Below are 21,906 nucleotides of genomic sequence, written 5' to 3'. Positions count from 1 at the left end.
TGCGCGAGTCGATCAGGGTGTCGAGCCGATGCGTGTCGTCGTGCTCGGGTGGATGCTGAAGACTCTCCCGCCCGCAGCCGCGACCCTCGCAGCTGCGGAGGCTCGAATCTCGCACCCAAGGAGTTCCGCATCAGCGATCCCCGCACCAACGAGCGCATCCGCGTGCCAGAGGTCCGACTCGTCGGCCCGGCAGGCGAGCAGATCGGCGTCGTCCGTATCGAGGTGGCTCTGCGCCTGGCGCAGGAGGCAGACCTCGACCTCGTCGAGGTGGCCCCCAACTCTCGTCCTCCCGTGGTCAAGATCATGGACTACGGGAAGTTCAAGTACGAGGCCGCCCAGAAGGCCAAGGAAGCACGCCGCAACCAGGCGAACACGGTCCTCAAGGAGGTCCGCTTCCGCCTGAAGATCGACCAGCACGACTACGACACCAAGCGCAAGCGTGCCGAGGGCTTCCTGCAGGCCGGCGACAAGGTCAAGGCGATGATCCTCTTCCGCGGACGCGAGCAGTCGCGTCCCGATCAGGGCGTGCGCCTGCTGCAGAAGTTCGCCGAGGACGTCTCGGAGTTCGGCTCCGTGGAGTCGCGCCCGACGATCGACGGCCGCAACATGGTGATGGTGATCGCTCCGCACAAGAACAAGTCGGAGGCGAAGGCCGAGCAGAACGCCGCCCGCGCAGCCAACAAGCAGGCGCAGCGCGAGGCCAAGGCCGCTCCCGCCGGGGAGTAGTCCCGAGAACTTCCCGCCGCGGCGGGTTGCACACAACGTCGCCCCGTGGGGCGCAGACGTAAGGAAAAGAAGAAGATGCCGAAGCAGAAGACCCACTCGGGCAGCAAGAAGCGCTTCAAGATCACCGGCAGCGGCAAGATCAAGAAGCAGCAGGCGAACATGCGTCACAACCTCGAGCACAAGTCGAGCCGCCGCACCCGCCGCCTGAACCAGGACCAGGTCATCTCTGGCAACGACCTCAAGGTCGTCAAGAAGCTCCTCGGTCGCTGACCGCGACGCACGTTCGTTAGGAAGTATGAAGAATGGCTAGAGTCAAGCGCGCAGTCAATGCGCAGAAGAAGCGTCGCGTCATCCTCGAGCGCGCCTCGGGCTACCGCGGACAGCGTTCGCGTCTGTACCGGAAGGCGAAGGAGCAGGTCACCCACTCGCTCGTCTACGCGTACCGTGACCGCCGCCAGCGCAAGGGCGACTTCCGTCGCCTGTGGATCCAGCGCATCAACGCTGCGAGCCGCGCCAACGGCCTCACCTACAACCGCCTCATCCAGGGCCTCGGCCTCGCGGGTGTCGAGGTGGACCGCCGCATGCTGGCCGAGCTCGCCGTGAACGAGCCCGCCACGTTCGCCGCGCTCGTCGACGTCGCCAAGAAGGCGCTGCCGGGCGACGTGAACGCGCCGAAGTCGGCTGCGTGATCTGACACGATCTCCGCAAGAGGGCGCCCCGTGAGGGGCGCCCTCTTGTCATGTCCCTAGACTTGACATGTGCTGGAGAATCCCCGGTCGCCGCGTGTGCGGGCCGTAGCGAAGCTGGCGAGGCGCGTCGCGCGCAAGGAGACGGGGCTGTTCCTCCTGGAGGGGCCGCAGGCCGTGCGCGAGGCGGTGACCTACCGCCCCGACGTGATCGTCGAGCTCTTCGCGACGCCGACGGCGCTCGAGAAGCACGCCGACCTCCGTGCTCAGCTGATCGACGAGGGCGTCGACATCGAGTTCGTCACCGAGCCCGTCCTCGAGTCGATGGCCGACACGGTCACGCCGCAGGGGTTCGTCGCGGTGGCGAAGCAGAACCCCACGGCGCTGAAGGACGTGTTCGCGGCAGAGCCGCGCCTCATCGCGATCTGCGAGGAGGTGCGCGATCCGGGCAACCTGGGCACGATCATCCGGGCGGCCGATGCCGCGGGCGCGGACGCCGTGATCCTCACGGGCCGCACGGTCGACCCGTACAACCCCAAGGTCGTCCGCTCGACCACCGGGTCGCTCTTCCACGTGCCGGTCGCGGTCGGCGCGGAGCTCGAGGACGTCATCACGCGCGCGAAGGGCGCGGGACTCGCTGTCCTCGCGGCCGACGTGAAGGGCGACGACCTCCTCGCGGCGCGGGAGAGCGGCGCGCTCGCTCGCCCGATGGGATGGCTGTTCGGGAACGAGGCGCGCGGGCTCGCCGACGAGGCGCTCGCCCTCGCCGACGGCGCGCTGCGCCTCCCCATCTACGGGAACGCCGAGTCGCTCAACCTCGCGACCGCCGCGAGCGTGTGCCTCTACGAGACCGCGTTCGCGCAGCGCGCGGCCGGCTGAGCCGCCGTCGACCCGTTACAACTCGGTAAAGGCTCCCGCGTCGGTGTTCAGCCGATGCTCAGAGTGCGCCTAGGGTGGGCCCATGGCTGAGCCCCTCGTCGTCATCAAGGACGTGCAGAAGCACTACGGAGATTTCCACGCCCTGAAGGACATCGACCTCACCGTCGACAAGGGCGAGGTCGTCGTCGTCATCGGGCCTTCCGGCTCGGGCAAGTCGACGCTGTGCCGCACGATCAACCGCCTCGAGACCATCACGAGCGGCACGATCACGATCGACGGCAAGGAGCTGCCCAAGGAGGGCAAGGCGCTCGCGAATCTCCGCGCCGAGGTCGGCATGGTGTTCCAGTCGTTCAACCTCTTCTCGCACCTCACGATCCTCGAGAACGTGACGCTCGGCCCGATCCGGGTCCGCGGCATGAAGAAGGCCGACGCCGAGAAGGAGGCCAGGGCGCTGCTCGACCGCGTCGGCGTGGGCCAGCAGGCGTCGAAGCTCCCCGCCCAGCTCTCGGGCGGCCAGCAGCAGCGCGTCGCGATCGCACGCGCTCTCGCGATGCATCCGAAGGTCATGCTCTTCGACGAGCCGACGAGCGCGCTCGACCCCGAGATGATCAACGAGGTGCTCGACGTCATGGTCGGTCTCGCACGCGAGGGCATGACGATGATCGTCGTCACGCACGAGATGGGATTCGCGCGCAAGGCCGCGAATCGCGTCGTGTTCATGGCGGATGGGCAGATCGTCGAGCAGGCGACGCCCGAGGAGTTCTTCACGAATCCCCGGTCGGACCGTGCCAAGGACTTCCTGTCGAAGCTCATCACCCAGTGACGTACCGGGGTCGCGCGGCCACGCGCACGCGACTCGATCTGATCCACGAGAGAGGAAATCACATGCGAAAGTTCCGGAACATCGCGGGCGTCGGCATCGCGGCCGTCGCGCTGCTGGCCCTCGCCGGCTGCAACAGCGGGTCGCCCACGGGTGATGGCGGCACCGGCGGAGACGCGGGTGGCGACGGCGGCGACGAGGCGCTCTGGGAGGTCGCGAGCGACGTCCAGCTCGAGGGCAGCCCGACCTTCGACCGCATGACGGAGGCCGGCGAGGTCGTCATCGGCGTCAAGAACGACCAGCCGGGGCTCGGCTACGAGGACCCGGTGAGCGGCGAGCGCACGGGCTTCGACGTCGACATCGCACGCTGGATCGCCGCGTCGCTCGGGTTCAGCGAGGACCAGATCGACTTCCAGACGATCCCCTCGGCGAACCGCGAGCAGGAGATCATCAACGGCAACATCGACTACTACGTCGGCACCTACTCGATGACCGACGCGCGCGACGAGCTCATCGACTTCGCGGGGCCGTACTTCATCACCGGCCAGGGCCTGCTCGTGGCAGCCGACGACGACTCGATCAACGGACCCGACGACCTCGTCGACAAGGTCACCTGCTCGGTCACGGGCTCGACGCCGCTGCAGCGCATCCGCGAGGAGTACGGCGGCGAGGTCGTCGAGCGCGGCACCTACTCGGAGTGCGTCGAGAACCTGCTCCAGGGCCAGGTCGACGCGATCACGACCGACGAGGCGATCCTCGCGGGCTACGTCCAGGAGCGCCCCGACGAGCTGAAGCTCGCCGGCGAGCCCTTCAGCGAGGAGCGCTACGGCGTCGGCATCGCCGACGGCGACACGGCGCTCCAGGAGCACATCAACACCCTCTTCACCGAGGGCAACGACGTGTGGACCGCCCTGTACGAGCAGTACCTCGAGCCGGCCGGCGTCGTCGCCGAGCAGCCCGAGGTCGACTGATCCCGCGCGGGCCGGGGGCGGCGTCCCCGGCCCGCACCCTCGACGCTGATCGTCTGGAAGGAGAACCGTGGGCGTCATCACCGACAACCTCGACCTGTGGGGCGAGGCGCTGCTCGGCACCCTCAAGCTCTTCTTCGGCGGCGGGCTGCTCGCGCTCGTCCTCGGCATCATCGTCGGGGCCATGCGCGTATCGCCCGTGCCCATCGCCCGGGCGGTCGGCACGCTGTACGTGAACACGATCCGCAACACGCCGCTCACCCTCGTGTTCTTCGGGTTCTCGTTCGCGCTGCCGCCCCTGCTCGGGGTGCGGATGGACTACACGCTGCTCGGCATCTGCGCCCTCGGGATCTACACGGCGACCTACGTGGCCGAGACCATCCGCTCGGGCATCAACACGGTGCCCGTGGGGCAGGCCGAGGCGGCCCGTGCGATCGGCCTGAGCTTCGGGCAGGTCATGACGCTGGTCGTGATGCCGCAGGCGTTCCGCTCGGTGATCCCGCCCATGATGAGCGTGTTCATCGCGCTCCTCAAGAACACGACGGTGGCCGCCGGCTTCTCCGTGCTCAACCTCGGGTCGCTGCGCGACTGGATGAGCGAGCGCGGCGAGAACCAGCTCGTCGTGATCATCTGGGTGATGGTGGTGTTCGTCGCGCTCGTCATGCTGCTGTCGTGGCTGCAGCGGGCGCTCGAGAAGCGTTGGACGGTGTCGCGATGAGCGGAAGCGTTCTCTACGACGTCCCCGGGCCGCGCGCGATCGTCCGGAACCGGATCATCGGCGCCCTCACGATCGTGCTCGTCGCGGCCGTGATCGGATGGCTCGTGTGGCGGCTCGCGGCGACGGGCCAGTTCACGGCGTCCAAGTGGGAGGCATTCACCTACACCGCGGTGTGGGCGCAGATCGCAGCGGCCACGGGACGGACGCTCGCCGCGTTCGGCCTCGCGGCGGTCGGCGCGCTCATCCTCGGCTTCCTCCTCGCGATCGGCCGCCTGTCGGACCACGCCTGGATCCGCTGGCCCATCGCCACCGTGACTGAGTTCCTGCGCGCGGTCCCCGTGCTCGTCATGATGTTCCTCCTCTACTACGGGCTGCCGGTCGTGGGCATCCGGATGGAGAACTACTGGGTCGTCGTCATCTCGCTCATCGCGTACAACGGCTCCGTGCTCGCGGAGGTCATCCGGGCCGGCGTCCTCGCCCTGCCGAAGGGGCAGAGCGAGGCGGGGTACGCGATCGGACTCGGCAAGTCGGGCGTGATGCGCCTCATTCTGCTGCCGCAGGCGATCCGCGCGATGATGCCGGTGATCATCGCCCAGCTCGTCGTCACCCTCAAGGACACGGCCCTCGGCTTCATCATCACGTACGAGGAGCTGCTGTTCTTCGCGCGGTTCATCGGCTCGCGAGCACCGCTCGACTCGCCGATCGTCCCGGCGACGATCATCGTCGCGGCCATCTACATCGGCCTCTGCCTCATCCTCTCGGGCATCGCGAGGTACACCGAGAAGCGGATGAGCAGCTCGCCCAAGGTCCGCGGCGGCGCGCCCGATCCGCGTCAGCACGAGGACGCGACGGTCACGTCGGTCATCGCGCAGCAGGGCGCTGACCCCTTCGGCGAGGGCACGAGCGGCCGCTCGGCCTGAGCACGGCGCCTGTCGGCCGGCGTCGCGTCGGGCACGCGGCCCGCTTCTGGAATACTGGCCGCGTGCCTCTCCCCACATCGCGCTCCGACCGGAGCCCTCTGCGTCGCGTCGCGCTCGGAATCGCGGCCGCCCTCGCGATCGCCCTGCTTCCCGCCGCCGGCTCTGTCGCCGCTCCCGTCGCCGATCCGCGTTCCGCGGCGCTCTCGGCGGCCGCCGAGACGGATGTCGCCGACATCCCGACGCCCGAGGACGGCGACTACCTCGGATCGCCCACGGAGGACGAGGCGGACCCGGGAGAGTACTCCGCGCAGGACGACGCGGTCGACGCGGCGACGCTCGCCGGCTTCAACGCGGGCAACCTCATCAGCGACGCGAAGATGTACACGTCGGGCACGATGTCGGCCGCGCAGATCCAGTCTTTCCTCAACGGCAAGGTGCCGAACTGCCATCAGGACTACACGTGCCTCAAGGAGTTCGCGCAGCGGACGACGACGAAGCAGGCGAACGCGTACTGCGCCGGGACATATCAGGGAGCATCGCGCGAGTCGGCGGCGACCATCATCTCCAAGGTCTCCCGCGCGTGCGGCGTGAGCGAGAAGGTGCTCCTCGTCATGCTCCAGAAGGAGCAGGGCCTCGTCACGCACACCTGGCCGAGCGACTGGCGCTACGACATCGCGATGGGCTACGCCTGCCCTGACGGCGCGGCGTGCGACGAGCGGCACTTCGGCTTCCAGAACCAGGTGTACATGGCGGCGTACCAGCTGCAGCGGTACGCCAAGGACCCGTACTTCAACTGGTACCCCGTCGGGAAGACCTCGCAGGTGCGCTGGCACCCGAATGCGAGCTGCGGATCCGGCCCGGTCCAGATCGCCAACAAGGCGACCGCCGCGCTGTACTACTACACGCCGTATCAGCCGAACGCGGCGTCGCTCGCGGCAGGCTACGGAGCCTCGTCCGACCCCTGTGCGTCGTACGGCAACCGGAACTTCTACAACTACTACACCGACTGGTTCGGGCCCACGGGCGGCGGGTCGGGCGGCAAGGCCGACCCCCGCGACAGCGTCGCGGTGTACCGCTTCTGGAGCCAGAAGTTCGACAACGCGCACTTCTACACCGTGAACCGGTCCGAGGCGCAGACGCTCCACCGGACCGATCGGAACTGGACGTACGAGGGCACCGACTTCCGCGTGTGGCCGGTGTCCAACGGAAGCTGCCGCGCCGGAACGGTCGCCGTCCACCGCTTCTGGTCGTCGTCGTTCGCATCGCACTTCTACACGACCAACGCTCAGGAGGCGCAGAAGGTCCGCACCACCGACCGGAACTGGACGTACGAGGGCATCGGGTTCTGCACCGCCGCCTCCGCCAACCGCGACACGGTGCCGGTGCACCGCTTCTGGAGCGCGAAGTTCCGCAAGCACTTCTACACCGCGAACGCCGCGGAGGCGCGGCAGCTGCGCGAGGGCGACCGGAACTGGACCTACGAGGGCGTGGCGATGTACGCGCCGTCGTGGGGCCCGCAGCCGCCCGCGCTCTGAGCGCGACGGAGCACGGCGACCGGATGCGCCGTGCTCCGCGGGGCTCAGTCCAGGATCGCCTCGGCCTCGACCTCGACGAGGACGTCCGGCTCGAACAGGCAGTCCACCCCGATGGCCGACAGCGGCGGCAGCGGCTGCGGGATCCCGAGCTCATCGGCGACCCGCTCGATGCCCTCCATGAATGCCGGATAGGACTCCGGGGTCCACCGCGTCACGAAGAAGCGCAGGCGCACGACGTCACCGAAGGCGGCACCGGCGCCGGCGAGACCTCGCGCGGTGTTGCGGAGGGCATGGGCGAGCTGCCCGGCCAGGTCGCCCGGCGCCACGGCGCGGCCGGCCTCGTCACGCGCGATCTGGCCGGCGACATGGACGAGACGCGACCCGGTGCTCACCGAGACGTGGTGGTAGGGCACCGGCTGGAACATCCCCTCCGGAGTCAGCAGTTCTACAGTCACGACACGATTCCTTTCCGTTCAGGGATCTCCTGTGTACTCACCGCCGAGAAGGCACTTCAACGAGACGAGGTTTCATGCCGGATACCGACCCGCTCCGACTCGCCGAAGAGCACCGCGATCTCCTCGACCAGCTCCTCGACAAGTGGTCGCTGCGGATTCTCGACACGCTCTGCGAGCGACCGCGGCGCTTCAGCGAGCTGCGCCAGGCGATCCCCGCGATCACCCAGAAGTCGCTCACGACTGCTCTGCGCCGCATGGAGCGCAACGGCATGGTCGACCGTGTCGTGCTGAGCACGCGGCCGGTCGCGGTGGAGTACCGCATCAGCGCCCTGGGCAGAACGCTGCAGGACCTCATCGACGCGCTCTACCGCTGGACCACCGCGGCGCTGCCTGCGGTCGAGGCCGCTCGAGCGGCCTTCGACAGCGTGGAGGACGAGGAGCTCGCGGCGCGGATGCGCCGATCGCCGGGCACACCCCGCGCCCTCGCCCGCGCGCTGAGCGCGGCGGAGCACGGCGACCGGCCGACTAGACTCGACTCTCGTGTCTGATGCTCCCGAGATCACGCCCGAAGGGGTCGAAGCAGCCGTCGCGGCCGCGCTCGCCGCGATCGCCGCGGCCCCCGACACCGCGGCCCTGAAAGCCGCCCGCGCAGCGCATGCGGGGGAGGGGTCGCCCCTGGCCGCCTTCAACGCGCAGATGCGCAGCGTGCCGAAGGAGCAGAAGGCCGAGTTCGGCAAGCTCGTCGGGCAGGCACGCGGACGAGTGACGCAGGCCCTGGCCGCGCGCGAGGAGGAGCTCGCGCAGGCCGAGCTGGCCGCCCGGCTCGAGGCGGAGCGGGTCGACATCACGGCCGTCGCGAGCCGCACGCGCACCGGCGCGCGCCATCCGCTCTCGCTCCTGCAGGAGCAGATCGGCGACATCTTCGTCGGCATGGGATGGGAGATCGCGGAGGGACCCGAGCTCGAGCACGAGTGGTTCAACTTCGACGCCCTGAACTTCGACGAGGACCACCCCGCGCGCCAGATGCAGGACACGTTCTTCGTGGACCCGGTCGAGCGCCATCTCGTCATGCGCACGCACACGAGCCCCGTCCAGGTGCGCTCGATGCTCGAGCGGGACCTGCCGGTCTACGTCATCTGCCCCGGCCGCGTGTACCGCACCGACGAGTTCGACGCGACGCATCTGCCTGTCTTCACGCAGTTCGAGGGCCTGGTCGTCGACAAGGGCATCACGATGGCCCACCTCAAGGGCACCCTCGACCACGTCGCACGGCAGCTGTTCGGCGCGGAGGCGAAGACCCGCCTGCGCACCAACTACTTCCCGTTCACCGAGCCGTCGGCCGAGCTCGACCTCTGGCACCCGACCTTCAAGGGCGGCGCGCGCTGGATCGAGTGGGGCGGCTGCGGCATGATCAACCCCAACGTGCTCCGCGCGGCGGGGATCGATCCGGAGGTCTACAGCGGGTTCGCGTTCGGCATGGGCATCGAGCGCACGCTCATGTTCCGCAGCGACGTGAAGGACATGCGCGACATGGCAGAGGGCGATGTGCGCTTCAGCGAGCAGTTCGGGATGGTGGTGTGATGCGCGTCCCGCTTTCGTGGCTGCGTGAGTACGTCGATCTTCCGCAGGAGGCGACCCCCGAGGACGTCCTCGCTGCGCTCGTGCGCGTCGGGTTCGAGGAGGAGGATGTCGTCCGCTTCGACCTGACCGGCCCGATCGTCGTGGGCCGGGTGCTCTCCTTCGAGGAGGAGCCGCAGAAGAACGGCAAGACGATCCGCTGGTGCCAGGTCGACGTCGGAGAGGAGGAGCCGCGCGGCATCGTCTGCGGCGCGAGCAACTTCTTCCCCGGCGACAAGATCGTCGCGACGCTGCCCGGCGCCGTCCTGCCCGGACCCTTCCCGATCGCGGCCCGCAAGACCTACGGTCACCTGTCGGATGGCATGATCGCCTCCGCGCGCGAGCTCGGCCTGGGCGACGAGCACAACGGCATCCTCCGTCTCGTCGAGCTCGGCCTCGACCCGGAGGTCGGCGCCGACGCGATCGCCCTCCTCGGCCTCGATGACGCGGCGGTCGACGTCAACGTCACGCCCGACCGCGGCTACGCGCTGTCGATCCGAGGCATCGCACGCGAGTACGCGCACGCCACCGGCGCGGCGTTCCGCGACCCCGCCGAGCTCGCCGACGTCGCGTCGGGCGAGGGCTTCCCGGTGTCGGTCGTCGACACGCGGCCCATCCGGGGGCGCGTGGGCGCGACGGAGTTCGTCACGCGGGTCGTCCGCGACGTCGACACATCGAAGCCGACGCCGCCGTGGATGATCGCGCGGCTGTCGCTCGCAGGTGTGCGCTCGCTCGGCATCCTCGTGGACATCACCAACTACGTCATGCTCGAGCTCGGCAACCCGATCCACGGCTACGACCTCGACAAGCTCACGGGCGGCATCACGGTCCGCCGAGCGGAGCCGGGCGAGAAGCTCGAGACGCTCGACGGCCAGGTGCGCACGCTCGACCCGGAGGACCTCCTCATCGCCGATGAGTCGGGCCCGATCGGCCTCGCCGGCGTGATGGGCGGCGCGACGACCGAGATGGGCGACGACACCAGGAACGTCCTCATCGAGGCCGCGACGTTCGACGCGGTCTCGATCGCGCGCACGGCGCGCCGGCACAAGCTGTCGAGCGATGCGTCGCGTCGGTTCGAGCGCGGGGTCGACCCGGCCATCCCGTACGCGGCGGCGCAGCGCGCGGTCGACCTCATGGTCGAGCTCGCAGGCGGAACGGCGGACGAGCTGGGCAGCGCGCTGTACGCCGAGCAGGTGTCCGAGGGGATCGAGCTCCCCGCGGCCTTCGTGCCCGGCATCGTGGGCGTCGACTACACGGACGACGAGATCGTGGGCGCCCTCGAGATGATCGGCGCCCAGGTGGCCGCCGTCGATGGCGGATGGCAGGTCATCCCGCCGTCCTGGCGTCCGGATCTCACCGACAAGTGGACGCTCGCGGAGGAGGTCGCGCGCATCCACGGGCTCGACCGCATCCCGTCGATCCTCCCGACTCCGCCGTCGGGACGCGGCTACACGCCCCTGCAGCAGGGGCGCCGCCGCGTCGCGAATGCGCTCGCGGCCGCGGGCTTCGTGGAGACTCCCGCCTTCCCGTTCACGACGCAGGAGCAGAACGACCTGCACGGGTCCGCATCGGGAGAGCGCCTGCCGAGCGTCCGGCTCGCGAACGCGCTCGACGGCCAGGCCCCGTACCTGCGCCGATCGCTCATCCCGGGCCTGCTGCAGACCGCGCACCGGAACCTCGCGCGCGGTCTGACCGATCTGGCGCTCTTCGAGGTCGGCACCGTCTTCCTCCCCGAGCCCGGCATGACCTACGGGACCGACACCATCCCGCCGCTCGCCGTGCGACCGGATGCGACCACGCTCGCCGCGATCGACGCCTCCATCCCGGAGCAGCCGCGCCGGATCGCGTTCCTGCTCGCGGGCAGCATCGCGCCGAAGCAGCCGGGTCGTGCGGCCGAGGCCGCCGGACTCGAGGTCGCCCTCGACGCGGTCCGGCTGATCGCCGCGGCCGCGGGCGTCGAGATCGACGTCGTCCAGGGCGAGCGCGCGGCGCTGCACCCGGGCCGCACCGGCCTGCTCTCCGTGCGCGGCGACGTCGTGGGCTACGCGGGCGAGCTGCTCCCGCAGGTCGCCGACGAGGCCGACCTCGTCGGGCGGGTCACCGTCGGCGAGATCGACCTCGACGCCGTGCTCGATCGCGCGGGCGATCGCGTCGTCGCCGAGTCGCTGTCGACGTTCCCCGCCGCGACGCAGGACGTCTCGCTCATCGTCCCGGCCGATCTGCCGGCGGCCTCGCTCCGCGCCGCGCTCGCCGAGGGGGCCGGCTCCCTGCTCGAGTCGCTGCGCCTCGTGGACGACTACCGCGGTCAGGGTGTTCCCGAGGGGTCGAAGAGCCTCACGTTCGCGCTGCGCTTCCGCGCACCGGACCGCACGCTCACCGCCGCCGAGGCATCCGACGCGAAGCTCGCCGGAGTGGCCGTCGCGAGCGAGCGCTTCGGCGCGCAGCTGCGCGACTGAGACGGCGCGTGCACGGCGAGACCCCGCTCCTGGCGGGGTCTCGCCGCATCCGGGATGCCGCGGCGCGCCGATGCTGCGGTCTGCACGCGGGCGCGGATGGCCCGGGCCGCGAGACGCGCGCGTGCGCGTGCGGGGCCTCACGCGCCGGTCGGGCGGTTCCGCGTTCATCGCCAGACCAGCCGCGGAACGCGGCGAACGCCCGGCCGGTTGCCTCAGAACGAGGCGGATGTCCGACGAGGTTCCCGCAGAACGCGGCGAACTCTGCCCCGATCGCCGCGAAACGCGGCAAGGATCGCGTCGTTCGCGGCCGGGGACTGGCCGTTCGACCCCGCGTGGCGCGACTGGCGCCCCGATCCCTCATGGACGACGCCCACGCTCGCCGACCTGCCTGACTGACGAGCCGACCATCCGCTCCGTGGTACTGTCGTCGGCATGACCTCGCCCGCGACCTCGCGCACGCTCGCTCCGAGCGCGCTCGTCGCGCCCCGACGTCGCAGCGGCCGCCGAATCTAGGCGACACCGCGAGACACTGCGCCTGCGCGCGGTCCGTCGGCCGGTGTCGCCGTCTCCGGCCCCCGCCCACGGACAATAAGGTAGAAGTCATGTCGTATTCGGTCGCCGTCTCCGGCGCTTCGGGCTACGCCGGCGGAGAGCTCCTCCGTCTGCTCGCCGAACATCCGGACGTCGAGATCCGCACGGTCACCGCGCACTCGAACGCCGGCCAGCCGCTCATCCAGCATCAGCCGCACCTCCGCTCGCTCGCGCACCTCACCCTCCAGGACACGACGCCGGAGATCCTCGCGGGTCACGATGTCGTCTTCCTCGCGCTCCCGCACGGCCAGTCCGGCCAGTACACCGACGCGCTCGGCGACGCCGCGCTCGTCATCGACTGCGGTGCCGATCACCGTCTCGTCGACGAGGGGGACTGGGACGCGTTCTACGGCGGTGCCTTCCACGAGCCCTGGGCGTACGGCGTCCCCGAGCTTCCGGTCGGCGGCGCGAAGCAGCGCGAGCGTCTCGTCGGGGCCACCCGGGTCGCGGCGCCCGGGTGCAACGCGTCGACCGTGAGCCTCAGCCTCGCGCCCGGCGTCGCCGCGGGCGTCATCGACCCGTCCGACATCGTGAGCGTCCTGGCGGTCGGTCCCTCGGGCGCGGGCAAGAGCCTCAAGACGCATCTTCTCGGCGCTGAGCTCCTCGGAACGGCGAACCCGTACGCGGTGGGGGGAACGCACCGCCACATCCCCGAGATCCGGCAGGCGCTCCGTGCCGCGGGCGCGATCGGCGACATCCGCATCTCCTTCACCCCCGTGATCGTGCCGATGGCCCGCGGCATCCTCGCGACCTCGACCGCGCGCATCGCGGACGGCGCGACCGACGCGCAGATCCGCGACGCGTGGGAGCAGGCGTACGCGGGCGAGACCTTCGTGCAGCTCCTGCCCGAAGGACAGGTGCCGCGCACGGCCGACGTCCTCGGCGCGAACACGGCCCTCATCGGCCTCGCGATCGACCGCGCGGCCGGCCGGGTCGTCGTCGTGACCGCCGTCGACAACCTCGCAAAGGGGACGGCGGGCGCCGCGATCCAGTCCATGAACATCGCGCTCGGCCTGCCGGAGGGCCGCGCTCTCACCGTGAACGGAGTGGCGCCGTGAGCGTGACCGCACCCGCAGGATTCGAGGCGGCCGGAGTCGCCGCAGGGCTCAAGTCGACGGGCAAGCCCGACGTCGCGGTCGTCGTCAACCGCGGGCCGCTCAAGGCCGGCGCCGCCGTGTTCACCTCGAACCGGGCGAAGGCGAACCCGATCCTGTGGTCGCAGGAGGCGATCAAGGGCGGCGTGATCGAGGCGGTCGTGCTGAACTCGGGCGGCGCCAACTGCTTCACGGGCGCGTTCGGCTTCCAGACGACGCACCAGACCGCGGAGCGCGCGGCGGAGCTCCTCGGCGTCGGAGCCGTCGGCATCCAGGTCTGCTCGACCGGCCTCATCGGCACGGGCGACGAGGTGTTCCGCGCGAAGGTGCTCGACGGCACCGCGAAGGCGATCGCCTCCCTCAGCGCCGACGGCGGAGACGACGCGGCACGCGCGATCATGACGACCGACACGGTTCCCAAGACCGCGGTGCATCGCGGCGGCGGATGGTCGATCGGAGGGATGGCGAAGGGCGCGGGGATGCTCGCTCCCGGGCTCGCGACGATGCTCGTCGTGCTCACGACCGACGCCGTGCTCGACGCGGCGGCCGCCGACGCGCACCTCCGCTCCGCGACGAACGTCAGCTTCGACCGGCTCGACTCCGACGGATGCATGTCGACGAACGACCAGGTCACGCTCCTCGTGAGCGGGGCCTCGGGCGTGACCCCCGACCCGGACGAGTTCGCGAGCGCGCTCGCCGCGGTCTGCTCCGACCTCGCGCGGCAGCTGCAGGCTGACGCCGAGGGCGCCAGCCATGCGATCGCGATCGAGGTCGTCGGGGCCGCGAGCGAGCAGGACGCGGTCGAGGTGGGTCGCTCGGTCGCGCGCAACAACCTCTTCAAGGCCGCCATCTTCGGCAACGACCCGAACTGGGGCCGCGTGCTGGCGGCGATCGGCACGACCTCCGCGGAGTTCGACCCCTACCAGGTCGACGTCTCGATGAACGGCGTCCGCGTGTGCAGCGCGGGCGGCCCGGACCGCCCCCGCGAGGAGGTCGATCTCGCACCGCGCGACACGCACGTGCTCATCGACCTGCACGCGGGAGAGGCGACCGCGACCATCCTCACGAACGACCTCACGCACGACTACGTCCACGAGAACAGCGCGTACTCCTCATGACACCGATCGACCTGCAGGACACCAGCCCCGAGGAAGCCGAGTTCAAGGCGGCCACCCTCATCGAGTCGCTTCCGTGGCTCAAGGAGTACCGCGATCAGATCGTCGTCGTGAAGTACGGCGGCAATGCGATGATCTCGGAGGAGCTCCAGGACGCGTTCGCGGCCGACATCGCGTATCTCCGCTACGTGGGCATCAAGCCCGTCGTCGTGCACGGCGGCGGGCCGCAGATCTCGAGCATGCTCGACCGCCTCGCGATCCCGAGCGAGTTCAAGGGCGGCTACCGCGTCACGAGCACCGAGGCGATCTCGGTCGTCCGGATGGTGCTCACCGGCCAGATCAACCCCCAGCTCGTCGCCAAGATCAACTCGCACGGCCCGTTCGCGGTGGGCGTCTCGGGCGAGGACGCCGGGCTCTTCGGCGGCCGGCGCCGCGGCGTCGTCATCGACGGGGTCGAGGAGAGCCTCGGCCGGGTGGGCGACGTCGTCCGCGTCGACCCGACTCCCGTGATCGACCAGCTCGAGGCCGACCGCATTCCGGTCGTCGCGGGTGTCGCGCCCGACCTCGACCACCCCGGTCACACGCTCAACATCAACGCGGATGCCGCGGCATCCGCGCTCGCGGTGGCGCTCGGCGCGCGGAAGCTCGTGGTCCTCACCGATGTGCCCGGCTTGTACGCCGACTGGCCGAACCGCGACTCGCTCGTGTCGCACATCAAGGCCGACGAGCTGCGCGAGATGCTGCCGAAGCTCGAGTCGGGCATGATCCCGAAGATGCAGGCATGCCTCGACGCGGTCGACGGCGGAGTGCCGACGGCCGCCATCATCGACGGGCGCGTGCCGCACTCGGTGCTCGTCGAGCTCTTCACCAGCAAGGGAATCGGAACGGAGGTGGTGGTCGGATGAGCACCTGGCAGGACGACGCATCGCGGGATCTCATGAGCCTGGGCGGGCGCCTCGCGCTCCTCACCCGGGGTGAGGGCTCGCATGTCTGGGACGCGGACGACCGCCGCTACCTCGACTTCCTGGGCGGGATCGCCGTCAACTGCCTCGGCCACGCGCACCCCGTGTTCGTGGAGGCCGTGTCGAAGCAGGCGGCGACGCTCGCGCACATCTCGAACTACTTCGCGAGCCCCGCGCAGCTCGAGCTCGCCGCCCGCCTGAAGCGTCTGGCCGGCACCGGCGACGACGGACGGGTGTTCCTCTCGAACTCGGGCACCGAGGCGAACGAGATGGCGATCAAGCTCGCCCGCCTGCATGGCGGGAAGACCGGCAAGTCGACCATCCTCGTGCTCAACGGCGCGTTCCACGGCCGCACCATGGGGGCGCTCTCGATCACACCCAAGGCCGCGTACCGCGAGCCGTTCGAGCCCGTCCTGCCGGGCGTGCGCTCGATCGATGCCACGCTCGAGGCGCTCGAGGCGGCTTTCGACGACTCGATCGCGGCGCTCTTCGTCGAGCCGATCCAGGGCGAGGCCGGCGTCGTCCCGATGCCCGATGGCTTCCTCGCGAGGGCTCGCGAGCTCGCGACCGAGCGCGGCGCGCTCCTCGTCCTCGACGAGGTACAGACCGGCTCGGGCCGCACGGGGGAGTGGTTCGCCTTCCAGCGCGAGGGGATCGTCCCCGATGCCGTGACGCTCGCGAAGAGCATCGGCGCGGGATTCCCCCTCGGCGCCCTCATCACCTTCGGCGCAGCGAGCGACCTGTTCTATCCCGGCACCCACAACTCGACGTTCGGCGGCAACCCGCTCGCCAGCGCGGTCGCGAACGCCGTGCTCGGCTACATCGAGAGCGAAGGGCTGCTCGAGAACGTGACCGCGCGCGGCGCTCAGCTGCGCACGGCCGTCGCCGAGCTCCCGCTCGTCTCGGGCGCGCGCGGCGAGGGCCTCCTCATCGGCATCACGCTGACCGCGCCGGTTGCGGCGGAGGTGCGCGCGGCCGCCCATGAGCGCGGCCTCATCGTCAACGCCCCCGATGCGGACGTCATCCGCATCGCTCCCGCCTACACGATCGGCGATGCGGAGATCGAGGAGTTCCTCACCCTGTTCGGCGAGGCTCTCTCGGCCGTCGCCGCGACCATCCCGACCCCGACGGAGACCCACGCATGACCCGCCACTTCCTGCGCGACGACGACATCACGCCGGCCGAGCAGGCCGAGATCCTCGAGCTCGCGGCCGAGCTCAAGAAGGACCGCTGGGCCGACAAGTCCCTGGCCGGCCCGAAGACCGTGGCGGTCATCTTCGACAAGTCGTCGACTCGCACGCGCGTCTCGTTCGCCGTCGGCATCGCCGACCTCGGCGGCACGCCGCTCATCATCTCGACCGCGAACAGCCAGCTCGGCGGCAAGGAGACGCCCGCCGACACGGCGCGCGTGCTGGAGCGCCAGGTCGCCGCGATCGTGTGGCGCACCTACGCGCAGCAGGGCCTCGAGGAGATGGCGAAGGGCACGCGGGTGCCCGTCGTCAACGCTCTCAGCGACGACTTCCATCCGTGCCAGCTGCTGGCCGACCTGCTCACCGTGCGCGAGCACAAGGGCGAGCTGCGCGGGCTCACGCTGTCGTTCTTCGGAGACGGCCGCAGCAACATGGCGCACTCGTACGCGCTGGCGGGCGTGATGGCCGGCATGCACGTGCGGATCGCATCGCCCATCGACTACGCGCCCCGCGAGGACATCGTGATGGACGCCGACCGCATCGGCATCGAGACCGGCGGCTCGCTCACCCTCTTCACCGATCCGCTCGAGGCGGCCGCCGGTGCCGACGTCGTCGTGACCGACACCTGGGTCTCGATGGGCAAGGAGGAGGAGAAGCTCGCCCGCCTGCGCGACCTCGGCGCGTACAAGGTGACGCCCGAGCTCATGGGGCTCGCCGACGACAAGGCGATCTTCATCCACTGCCTCCCCGCCGATCGCGGCTACGAGGTCGACGCCGAGGTCATCGACGGCCCGCAGAGCGTCATCTGGGACGAGGCGGAGAACCGCCTGCACGCGCAGAAGGCCCTCCTCGTTTGGCTGCTGCGCCAGGCGGACTGACCGGCTGGATCCGGACCCGTCTGGCTCGGCTGGACGGGTCCGGTCGCGCGCCCGGCATCGACCTCGCGCGCGGCCTCGCGGTGATCGGCATGTTCGCCGCCCACCTGCTCGACACGTCGCCCTTCGCCTGGGCCGACCCCGCGACCTGGATCGACGTCGTCAACGGCCGCTCGTCCATCCTCTTCGCGACGCTCGCCGGCGTCTCGCTCGCGCTCGTCACGGGCGGGTCGACCCCGGTCGACGGCGAGCGGATGGCGGTCGCGCGCGGCCGGATCGTCGTGCGGGCGATCGCGATCTGGGTGATCGGCCTGCTCCTGGTCGCACTCGACACGCCCGTGCTCGTGATCCTGCCGGCATACGGCATCCTGTTCCTCCTCGCGCTCCCGGTGCTGCGGATGCGCCCCGCGTTGCTGCTCGCGATCGCCGTCGCGGTCGCGCTGATCGCGCCGTTCGCGGTGTGGGCCATCGACGGATGGGCAGGGTGGGAATCGCTCTCCGGCGAGCTCATCGCGCAGCTGACCGGATGGCACTATCCGTTCGCGCTCTGGTTCGCCTTCGTCGCGGCGGGGCTCGCCATCGGACGCCTCCGCCTCGGTCGGCCGCGGACGGCGTTCGCGCTCGTCCTCGGCGGCGCGGCCGCGGCCGTCATCGGGTACGGGGTGCTGGGCCGCTGGAGGTCGCTCGCCGAACCCGAGAGCGTGTGGGCGCACGTGCTCGATGACGCGGCGCACTCGAGCGGAGTCGCCGAGGCGGTCGGATCCGGCGGGTTCGCCGTCGCGGTCATCGGCGTATGCCTCCTCGCGTGCCGGACACCGCTCCGCTGGCTCGCGTGGCCCCTGCGGGCGATGGGCTCGATGCCGCTCACGGCATACGCGGCGCAGCTCGTCGCGTGGGCGCTGCTGCAGCCCGAGCCCACCGTGCTGCAGTTCGGGTCGGATCTCGTGGCGTTCCGTGCGACCGAGCCGTTCTGGCCCCTGACCGTCGCGACGATCGTCGGCTGCAGCCTGTGGTCGCTGCTCGTCGGGCGCGGCCCGCTCGAGGCCGGCATCGCCTGGCTCGCCCGCACGATCGTGCCCACGTCCCGTCGAGGTGTCTCACTACCGGCTGGATAGGTACGGGCTTTCCCGCGGCGGGCGAGACATGGACGGTGGTCGGAGCGGGTCCTGGCGCTTCAGTACGCTGGACGGGTGAGCACAGGCGAGACGCGTGGGACGAACGAGGGAGCCCTCTGGGGCGGACGCTTCGCAGGGGGGCCGAGCCCCGAGCTGCAGGCGCTGAGCCGATCGACGCACTTCGACTGGCAGCTCGCGCTCTACGACATCCGCGGATCGCACGCGCACGCAGCGGCCCTCGAAGCCGCCGGCTACCTCACCGCCGACGAGGCGGCGCGCATGCACGCCGGGCTCGACGCTCTCGCCGAGGGCGTGCGAAGTGGTCGTCTGCGTCCGCGCGATGCGGATGAGGATGTGCACGGCGCCCTCGAGACGGCGCTCCTCGAGGAGGTGGGCGCCGAGCTCGGCGGCCGACTGCGCGCTGGCCGGAGCCGCAACGACCAGATCGCGACGCTCATCCGCCTGTTCCTCATCGATCACGCGGGTGTGATCGCGCGCGAGCTCGTCCAGCTCATCGACGCGCTCGTGGCGCAGGCCGACGCACACCCGTCGGCCATCCTGCCGGGCCGCACGCACCTCCAGCACGCCCAGCCCGTGCTCCTCGCGCATCACCTCCAGGCACACGGATGGCCGCTCGTGCGCGACCTCGAGCGGCTCCGCGACTGGCGCGCCCGCGCGGGCGTGTCGCCGTACGGGGGAGGGGCGCTCGCCGGGTCGACCCTCGGTCTCGATCCCGCGCTCGTCGCCCGCGAACTCGGCCTCGATCGGCCGGCCGAGAACTCCATGGACGGCACGGCCGCGCGCGACGTCGTCGCCGAGTTCGCCTACATCGCGGCGCAGATCGGCATCGACCTGTCGCGCATGGCCGAGGAGATCATCCTCTGGAACACCCGCGAGTTCGGCTTCGTGACGCTCGACGACGGGTACTCGACGGGCTCGAGCATCATGCCGCAGAAGAAGAACCCCGACATCGCCGAGCTCGCGCGCGGCAAGTCGGGACGCCTGATCGGCAATCTCTCCGGCCTGCTCGCGACGCTCAAGGCGCTGCCCCTCGCGTACAACCGTGATCTGCAGGAGGACAAGGAGCCGGTGTTCGACTCCGTCGCGACTCTCGAGGTGCTTCTTCCCGCCTTCACAGGGATGGTCGCCACACTGCGCTTCGACACCGAGCGGATGGCCTCGCTCGCGCCCCAGGGATTCTCGCTCGCGACGGATGTCGCCGAGTGGCTCGTCACGCAGCGGGTCCCGTTCCGCGACGCCCATGAGATCTCGGGCGCGCTCGTGCGCGCCTGCGAGGAGCGGGGGATCGGCCTGGAGGACGCGACGGACGAGCTCCTCGCCGCGGTGTCCGAGCACCTCACGCCCGCCGTGCGGGAGGTGCTGTCGATCGAGGGATCGGTTGCATCGCGCGCCGGCGTCGGCGGCACCGCTCCCGAGCGGGTGGCCGAGCAGCGCGCGGAGCTCGTCGCACGGACGCAGGCCGTCGCGCACGCGCTCGGCTTGTGAGGACGGGCCCCGGGAAGCCCTAGGCTGGAGCGCATGACTGTACCCGCAACCTCCGTTGCCGTGCAGGCGAACGATCCCTCTTTCGAGACCATCTGGGATGAGCTCGTCTGGCGCGGCCTCGTGCACGTGTCGACCGACCAGGACGCTCTTCGCGAGCTGCTCGCGGGTGAGTCGATCGTGTATTACTGCGGGTTCGACCCGACCGCGCCGAGCCTTCACCTCGGGCATCTTGTGCAGCTTCTCACGATGCGTCGCATGCAGCTCGCCGGCCACCGGCCGCTCGGTCTCGTGGGCGGGGCGACCGGCCTCATCGGGGACCCCCGCCCGACCGCCGAGCGCGTCATGCAGACGAAGGAGACGGTCGCCGAGTGGGTCGCGCAGCTGCGCGCCCAGATCGAGCGGTTCCTCAGCTTCGACGGCGAAAACGCCGCTCGGATGGTGAACAACCTCGACTGGACGGCGCCGATGTCGGCGATCGACTTCCTCCGCGACATCGGCAAGCACTACCGCGTCGGCACGATGATCAAGAAGGACGCGGTGACCGCGCGCCTGAACTCCGAAGCCGGCATCAGCTACACGGAGTTCAGCTACCAGATCCTCCAGGGGATGGACTTCCTCGAGCTCTACCGCCGCTACGACTGCGTTCTGCAGACGGGCGGCAGCGACCAGTGGGGCAATCTCACGAGCGGCACGGACCTCATCCACCGCGTCGAGGGACGGTCGGTCCACGCCTTCGGCACCCCGCTGATCACGAACAGCGACGGCACGAAGTTCGGCAAGAGCGAGGGCAACGCGATCTGGCTCGATCCGGAGATGTGCAGTCCGTACGCGTTCTACCAGTTCTGGCTCAACACCCATGACGCCGACGTGGTCGAGCGCCTGAAGGTCTTCACGTTCCTCACGCGGGCCGAGATCGAGGAGTACGCAGCTCTCGTGGAGAGCGAGCCGTTCCGCCGTGCGGCGCAGAAGAGGCTCGCGCTCGAGGTGACGACCGCCGTGCACGGGGCAGAGGCGACCGCTGCGGCCATCGACGCGTCGGAGGCTCTGTTCGGAAAGGGAGATCTCGGTGCTCTCGACGCGGGCACCCTCGCCTCCGCGCTCCGTGAACTGCCCCACGCGACGCTGGCCGCGGGCACGCCCGTCACCCAGGCGCTCGTGGAGACGGGGCTCGTTTCGTCGGTATCGGAGGCGCGTCGCGCGATCTCACAGGGCGGCGTCTCCGTGGACGGCGCGAAGGTCGACTCCGATGAGGCGACGGTGAACGGAACGCTCCCGGGCGGCGTCTCGGTGCTGCGGCGCGGCAAGAAGGCGCTCGCCGGCGTCTTCATCGACGCCTGACATCCAGCGTTCCGCCGAAGGGCGCGTCTCCGTGAGGAGGCGCGCCCTTCGGCGCAACAGGGACCGGATTGCCGTGCTTCCGGGTTGCGACACGCCCGGGTGGTGGGTGGGTTTGCTGGGGGTGGGGGTTCGGCGTAATGTATTCCCTTGTCGCCGCCAAGCGGTGAGGTTGAGCCGGAAGGTTCCCCGCCCCAGGTCTGCGACGTACAACACAATCCCTGGTTCTGGTGAGGCTGTGGTCTTGCTGGTGCTGGGGGTGGATGGTTGCCCCGGAGGGCCGCGGCGGGAGTCGTGGGGCTGGGTGCGTCTGATCCTTGAGAACTCAACAGCGTGCACTTGT

21 protein-coding genes are annotated in these 21,906 nt (G+C 70.3%); 20 read left to right on the top strand and 1 reads right to left on the bottom strand.

Annotated elements, in window-relative coordinates; all coding sequences use genetic code 11:
* Nucleotides 1-129: 129 nt before the first annotated feature.
* The 9 genes from infC (at nucleotide 130) to ACWXWW_RS00065 (ending at nucleotide 7,252) form a co-directional block, all read left to right on the top strand.
* A complete protein-coding gene (infC, locus tag ACWXWW_RS00105) occupies nucleotides 130-726 on the top strand; it encodes a translation initiation factor IF-3 (protein ID WP_310090211.1) in 597 nt (198 codons plus the stop codon).
* A gap of 75 nt (nucleotides 727-801) precedes the next feature.
* Nucleotides 802-996, top strand: coding sequence for a 50S ribosomal protein L35 (rpmI, locus tag ACWXWW_RS00100; RefSeq protein ID WP_259606271.1), 195 nt, complete (start codon nucleotides 802-804; stop codon nucleotides 994-996).
* Between the two features lie 32 nt (nucleotides 997-1,028).
* Nucleotides 1,029-1,415: a 50S ribosomal protein L20 gene (rplT, locus tag ACWXWW_RS00095; RefSeq protein ID WP_271174267.1), complete on the top strand. Its 387-nt coding sequence runs from the start codon at nucleotides 1,029-1,031 to the stop codon at nucleotides 1,413-1,415.
* A 69-nt stretch (nucleotides 1,416-1,484) separates the two neighbouring features.
* Nucleotides 1,485-2,291, top strand: coding sequence for a TrmH family RNA methyltransferase (locus tag ACWXWW_RS00090; protein ID WP_455968118.1), 807 nt, complete (start codon nucleotides 1,485-1,487; stop codon nucleotides 2,289-2,291).
* An 82-nt stretch (nucleotides 2,292-2,373) separates the two neighbouring features.
* Nucleotides 2,374-3,114 (top strand): amino acid ABC transporter ATP-binding protein, encoded by a 741-nt coding sequence (locus tag ACWXWW_RS00085; RefSeq protein WP_271174269.1) that lies wholly within the window; start codon nucleotides 2,374-2,376, stop codon nucleotides 3,112-3,114.
* A gap of 62 nt (nucleotides 3,115-3,176) precedes the next feature.
* Nucleotides 3,177-4,082, top strand: coding sequence for a glutamate ABC transporter substrate-binding protein (locus ACWXWW_RS00080; RefSeq protein WP_271174270.1), 906 nt, complete (start codon nucleotides 3,177-3,179; stop codon nucleotides 4,080-4,082).
* Between the two features lie 67 nt (nucleotides 4,083-4,149).
* Entirely contained in the window at nucleotides 4,150-4,797 is a 648-nt protein-coding gene (locus ACWXWW_RS00075; RefSeq protein ID WP_271174271.1) for an amino acid ABC transporter permease, read from the top strand.
* Complete coding sequence (locus ACWXWW_RS00070) at nucleotides 4,794-5,717, top strand: amino acid ABC transporter permease (protein ID WP_271174272.1); 924 nt, start codon at nucleotides 4,794-4,796, stop codon at nucleotides 5,715-5,717. Before ACWXWW_RS00075 ends, ACWXWW_RS00070 begins: the two co-directional genes overlap by 4 nt.
* Nucleotides 5,718-5,779: 62 nt before the next feature.
* The gene (locus ACWXWW_RS00065; protein WP_455968117.1) at nucleotides 5,780-7,252 is read left to right on the top strand and encodes a hypothetical protein; all 1,473 of its coding nucleotides are present in this window, start codon (nucleotides 5,780-5,782) and stop codon (nucleotides 7,250-7,252) included.
* Between the two features lie 44 nt (nucleotides 7,253-7,296).
* On the opposite strand, the gene ACWXWW_RS00060 is transcribed toward ACWXWW_RS00065, so the two are convergent.
* Entirely contained in the window at nucleotides 7,297-7,707 is a 411-nt protein-coding gene (locus ACWXWW_RS00060) for a RidA family protein (RefSeq protein WP_455968116.1), read from the bottom strand.
* 74 nt (nucleotides 7,708-7,781) lie between these two features.
* Between ACWXWW_RS00060 and ACWXWW_RS00055 the strand changes: the two genes are divergently transcribed.
* The 11 genes from ACWXWW_RS00055 (at nucleotide 7,782) to tyrS (ending at nucleotide 21,566) form a co-directional block, all read left to right on the top strand.
* The gene (locus tag ACWXWW_RS00055; RefSeq protein ID WP_455968114.1) at nucleotides 7,782-8,255 is read left to right on the top strand and encodes a winged helix-turn-helix transcriptional regulator; all 474 of its coding nucleotides are present in this window, start codon (nucleotides 7,782-7,784) and stop codon (nucleotides 8,253-8,255) included.
* Complete coding sequence (pheS, locus tag ACWXWW_RS00050; RefSeq protein ID WP_271174276.1) at nucleotides 8,248-9,288, top strand: phenylalanine--tRNA ligase subunit alpha; 1,041 nt, start codon at nucleotides 8,248-8,250, stop codon at nucleotides 9,286-9,288. Before ACWXWW_RS00055 ends, pheS begins: the two co-directional genes overlap by 8 nt.
* Nucleotides 9,288-11,780 (top strand): phenylalanine--tRNA ligase subunit beta, encoded by a 2,493-nt coding sequence (pheT, locus tag ACWXWW_RS00045; protein ID WP_455968113.1) that lies wholly within the window; start codon nucleotides 9,288-9,290, stop codon nucleotides 11,778-11,780. Before pheS ends, pheT begins: the two co-directional genes overlap by 1 nt.
* A gap of 602 nt (nucleotides 11,781-12,382) precedes the next feature.
* On the top strand, nucleotides 12,383-13,429 hold the full coding sequence (gene argC / locus ACWXWW_RS00040) for an N-acetyl-gamma-glutamyl-phosphate reductase (protein ID WP_455968112.1): 1,047 nt from the start codon (nucleotides 12,383-12,385) through the stop codon (nucleotides 13,427-13,429).
* Complete coding sequence (gene argJ / locus ACWXWW_RS00035) at nucleotides 13,426-14,583, top strand: bifunctional glutamate N-acetyltransferase/amino-acid acetyltransferase ArgJ (protein WP_324011915.1); 1,158 nt, start codon at nucleotides 13,426-13,428, stop codon at nucleotides 14,581-14,583. Before argC ends, argJ begins: the two co-directional genes overlap by 4 nt.
* Complete coding sequence (gene argB, locus ACWXWW_RS00030) at nucleotides 14,580-15,485, top strand: acetylglutamate kinase (RefSeq protein ID WP_271174281.1); 906 nt, start codon at nucleotides 14,580-14,582, stop codon at nucleotides 15,483-15,485. The genes argJ and argB overlap by 4 nt, the downstream gene beginning before the upstream one ends.
* The gene (locus ACWXWW_RS00025) at nucleotides 15,482-16,687 is read left to right on the top strand and encodes an acetylornithine transaminase (RefSeq protein WP_455968111.1); all 1,206 of its coding nucleotides are present in this window, start codon (nucleotides 15,482-15,484) and stop codon (nucleotides 16,685-16,687) included. The genes argB and ACWXWW_RS00025 overlap by 4 nt, the downstream gene beginning before the upstream one ends.
* Entirely contained in the window at nucleotides 16,684-17,610 is a 927-nt protein-coding gene (gene argF, locus ACWXWW_RS00020; RefSeq protein WP_271174283.1) for an ornithine carbamoyltransferase, read from the top strand. The genes ACWXWW_RS00025 and argF overlap by 4 nt, the downstream gene beginning before the upstream one ends.
* The gene (locus ACWXWW_RS00015) at nucleotides 17,586-18,722 is read left to right on the top strand and encodes a heparan-alpha-glucosaminide N-acetyltransferase domain-containing protein (protein WP_455968109.1); all 1,137 of its coding nucleotides are present in this window, start codon (nucleotides 17,586-17,588) and stop codon (nucleotides 18,720-18,722) included. The genes argF and ACWXWW_RS00015 overlap by 25 nt, the downstream gene beginning before the upstream one ends.
* Before the next feature lie 75 nt (nucleotides 18,723-18,797).
* Nucleotides 18,798-20,228: an argininosuccinate lyase gene (gene argH, locus ACWXWW_RS00010; RefSeq protein WP_282980049.1), complete on the top strand. Its 1,431-nt coding sequence runs from the start codon at nucleotides 18,798-18,800 to the stop codon at nucleotides 20,226-20,228.
* Nucleotides 20,229-20,261: 33 nt separating this feature from the next.
* Nucleotides 20,262-21,566, top strand: coding sequence for a tyrosine--tRNA ligase (gene tyrS, locus ACWXWW_RS00005; protein WP_282980050.1), 1,305 nt, complete (start codon nucleotides 20,262-20,264; stop codon nucleotides 21,564-21,566).
* The last annotated feature ends 340 nt before the right edge of the window (nucleotides 21,567-21,906 follow it).

The sequence above is a fragment of the Microbacterium sp. KNMS genome, from assembly GCF_053851835.1.
This window is presented reverse-complemented; position numbering and strand designations above follow the sequence as displayed.

Coding starts and splice junctions, on each gene's coding strand:
- rpmI (WP_259606271.1), top strand. CDS start 802: ATGCCGAAGCAGAAGACCCACTCGGGCAGCAAGAAGCGCTTCAAGATC.
- rplT (WP_271174267.1), top strand. CDS start 1,029: ATGGCTAGAGTCAAGCGCGCAGTCAATGCGCAGAAGAAGCGTCGCGTC.
- ACWXWW_RS00085 (WP_271174269.1), top strand. CDS start 2,374: ATGGCTGAGCCCCTCGTCGTCATCAAGGACGTGCAGAAGCACTACGGA.
- ACWXWW_RS00080 (WP_271174270.1), top strand. CDS start 3,177: ATGCGAAAGTTCCGGAACATCGCGGGCGTCGGCATCGCGGCCGTCGCG.
- ACWXWW_RS00070 (WP_271174272.1), top strand. CDS start 4,794: ATGAGCGGAAGCGTTCTCTACGACGTCCCCGGGCCGCGCGCGATCGTC.
- ACWXWW_RS00055 (WP_455968114.1), top strand. CDS start 7,782: ATGCCGGATACCGACCCGCTCCGACTCGCCGAAGAGCACCGCGATCTC.
- pheT (WP_455968113.1), top strand. CDS start 9,288: ATGCGCGTCCCGCTTTCGTGGCTGCGTGAGTACGTCGATCTTCCGCAG.
- argC (WP_455968112.1), top strand. CDS start 12,383: ATGTCGTATTCGGTCGCCGTCTCCGGCGCTTCGGGCTACGCCGGCGGA.
- argB (WP_271174281.1), top strand. CDS start 14,580: ATGACACCGATCGACCTGCAGGACACCAGCCCCGAGGAAGCCGAGTTC.
- ACWXWW_RS00025 (WP_455968111.1), top strand. CDS start 15,482: ATGAGCACCTGGCAGGACGACGCATCGCGGGATCTCATGAGCCTGGGC.
- argF (WP_271174283.1), top strand. CDS start 16,684: ATGACCCGCCACTTCCTGCGCGACGACGACATCACGCCGGCCGAGCAG.
- tyrS (WP_282980050.1), top strand. CDS start 20,262: ATGACTGTACCCGCAACCTCCGTTGCCGTGCAGGCGAACGATCCCTCT.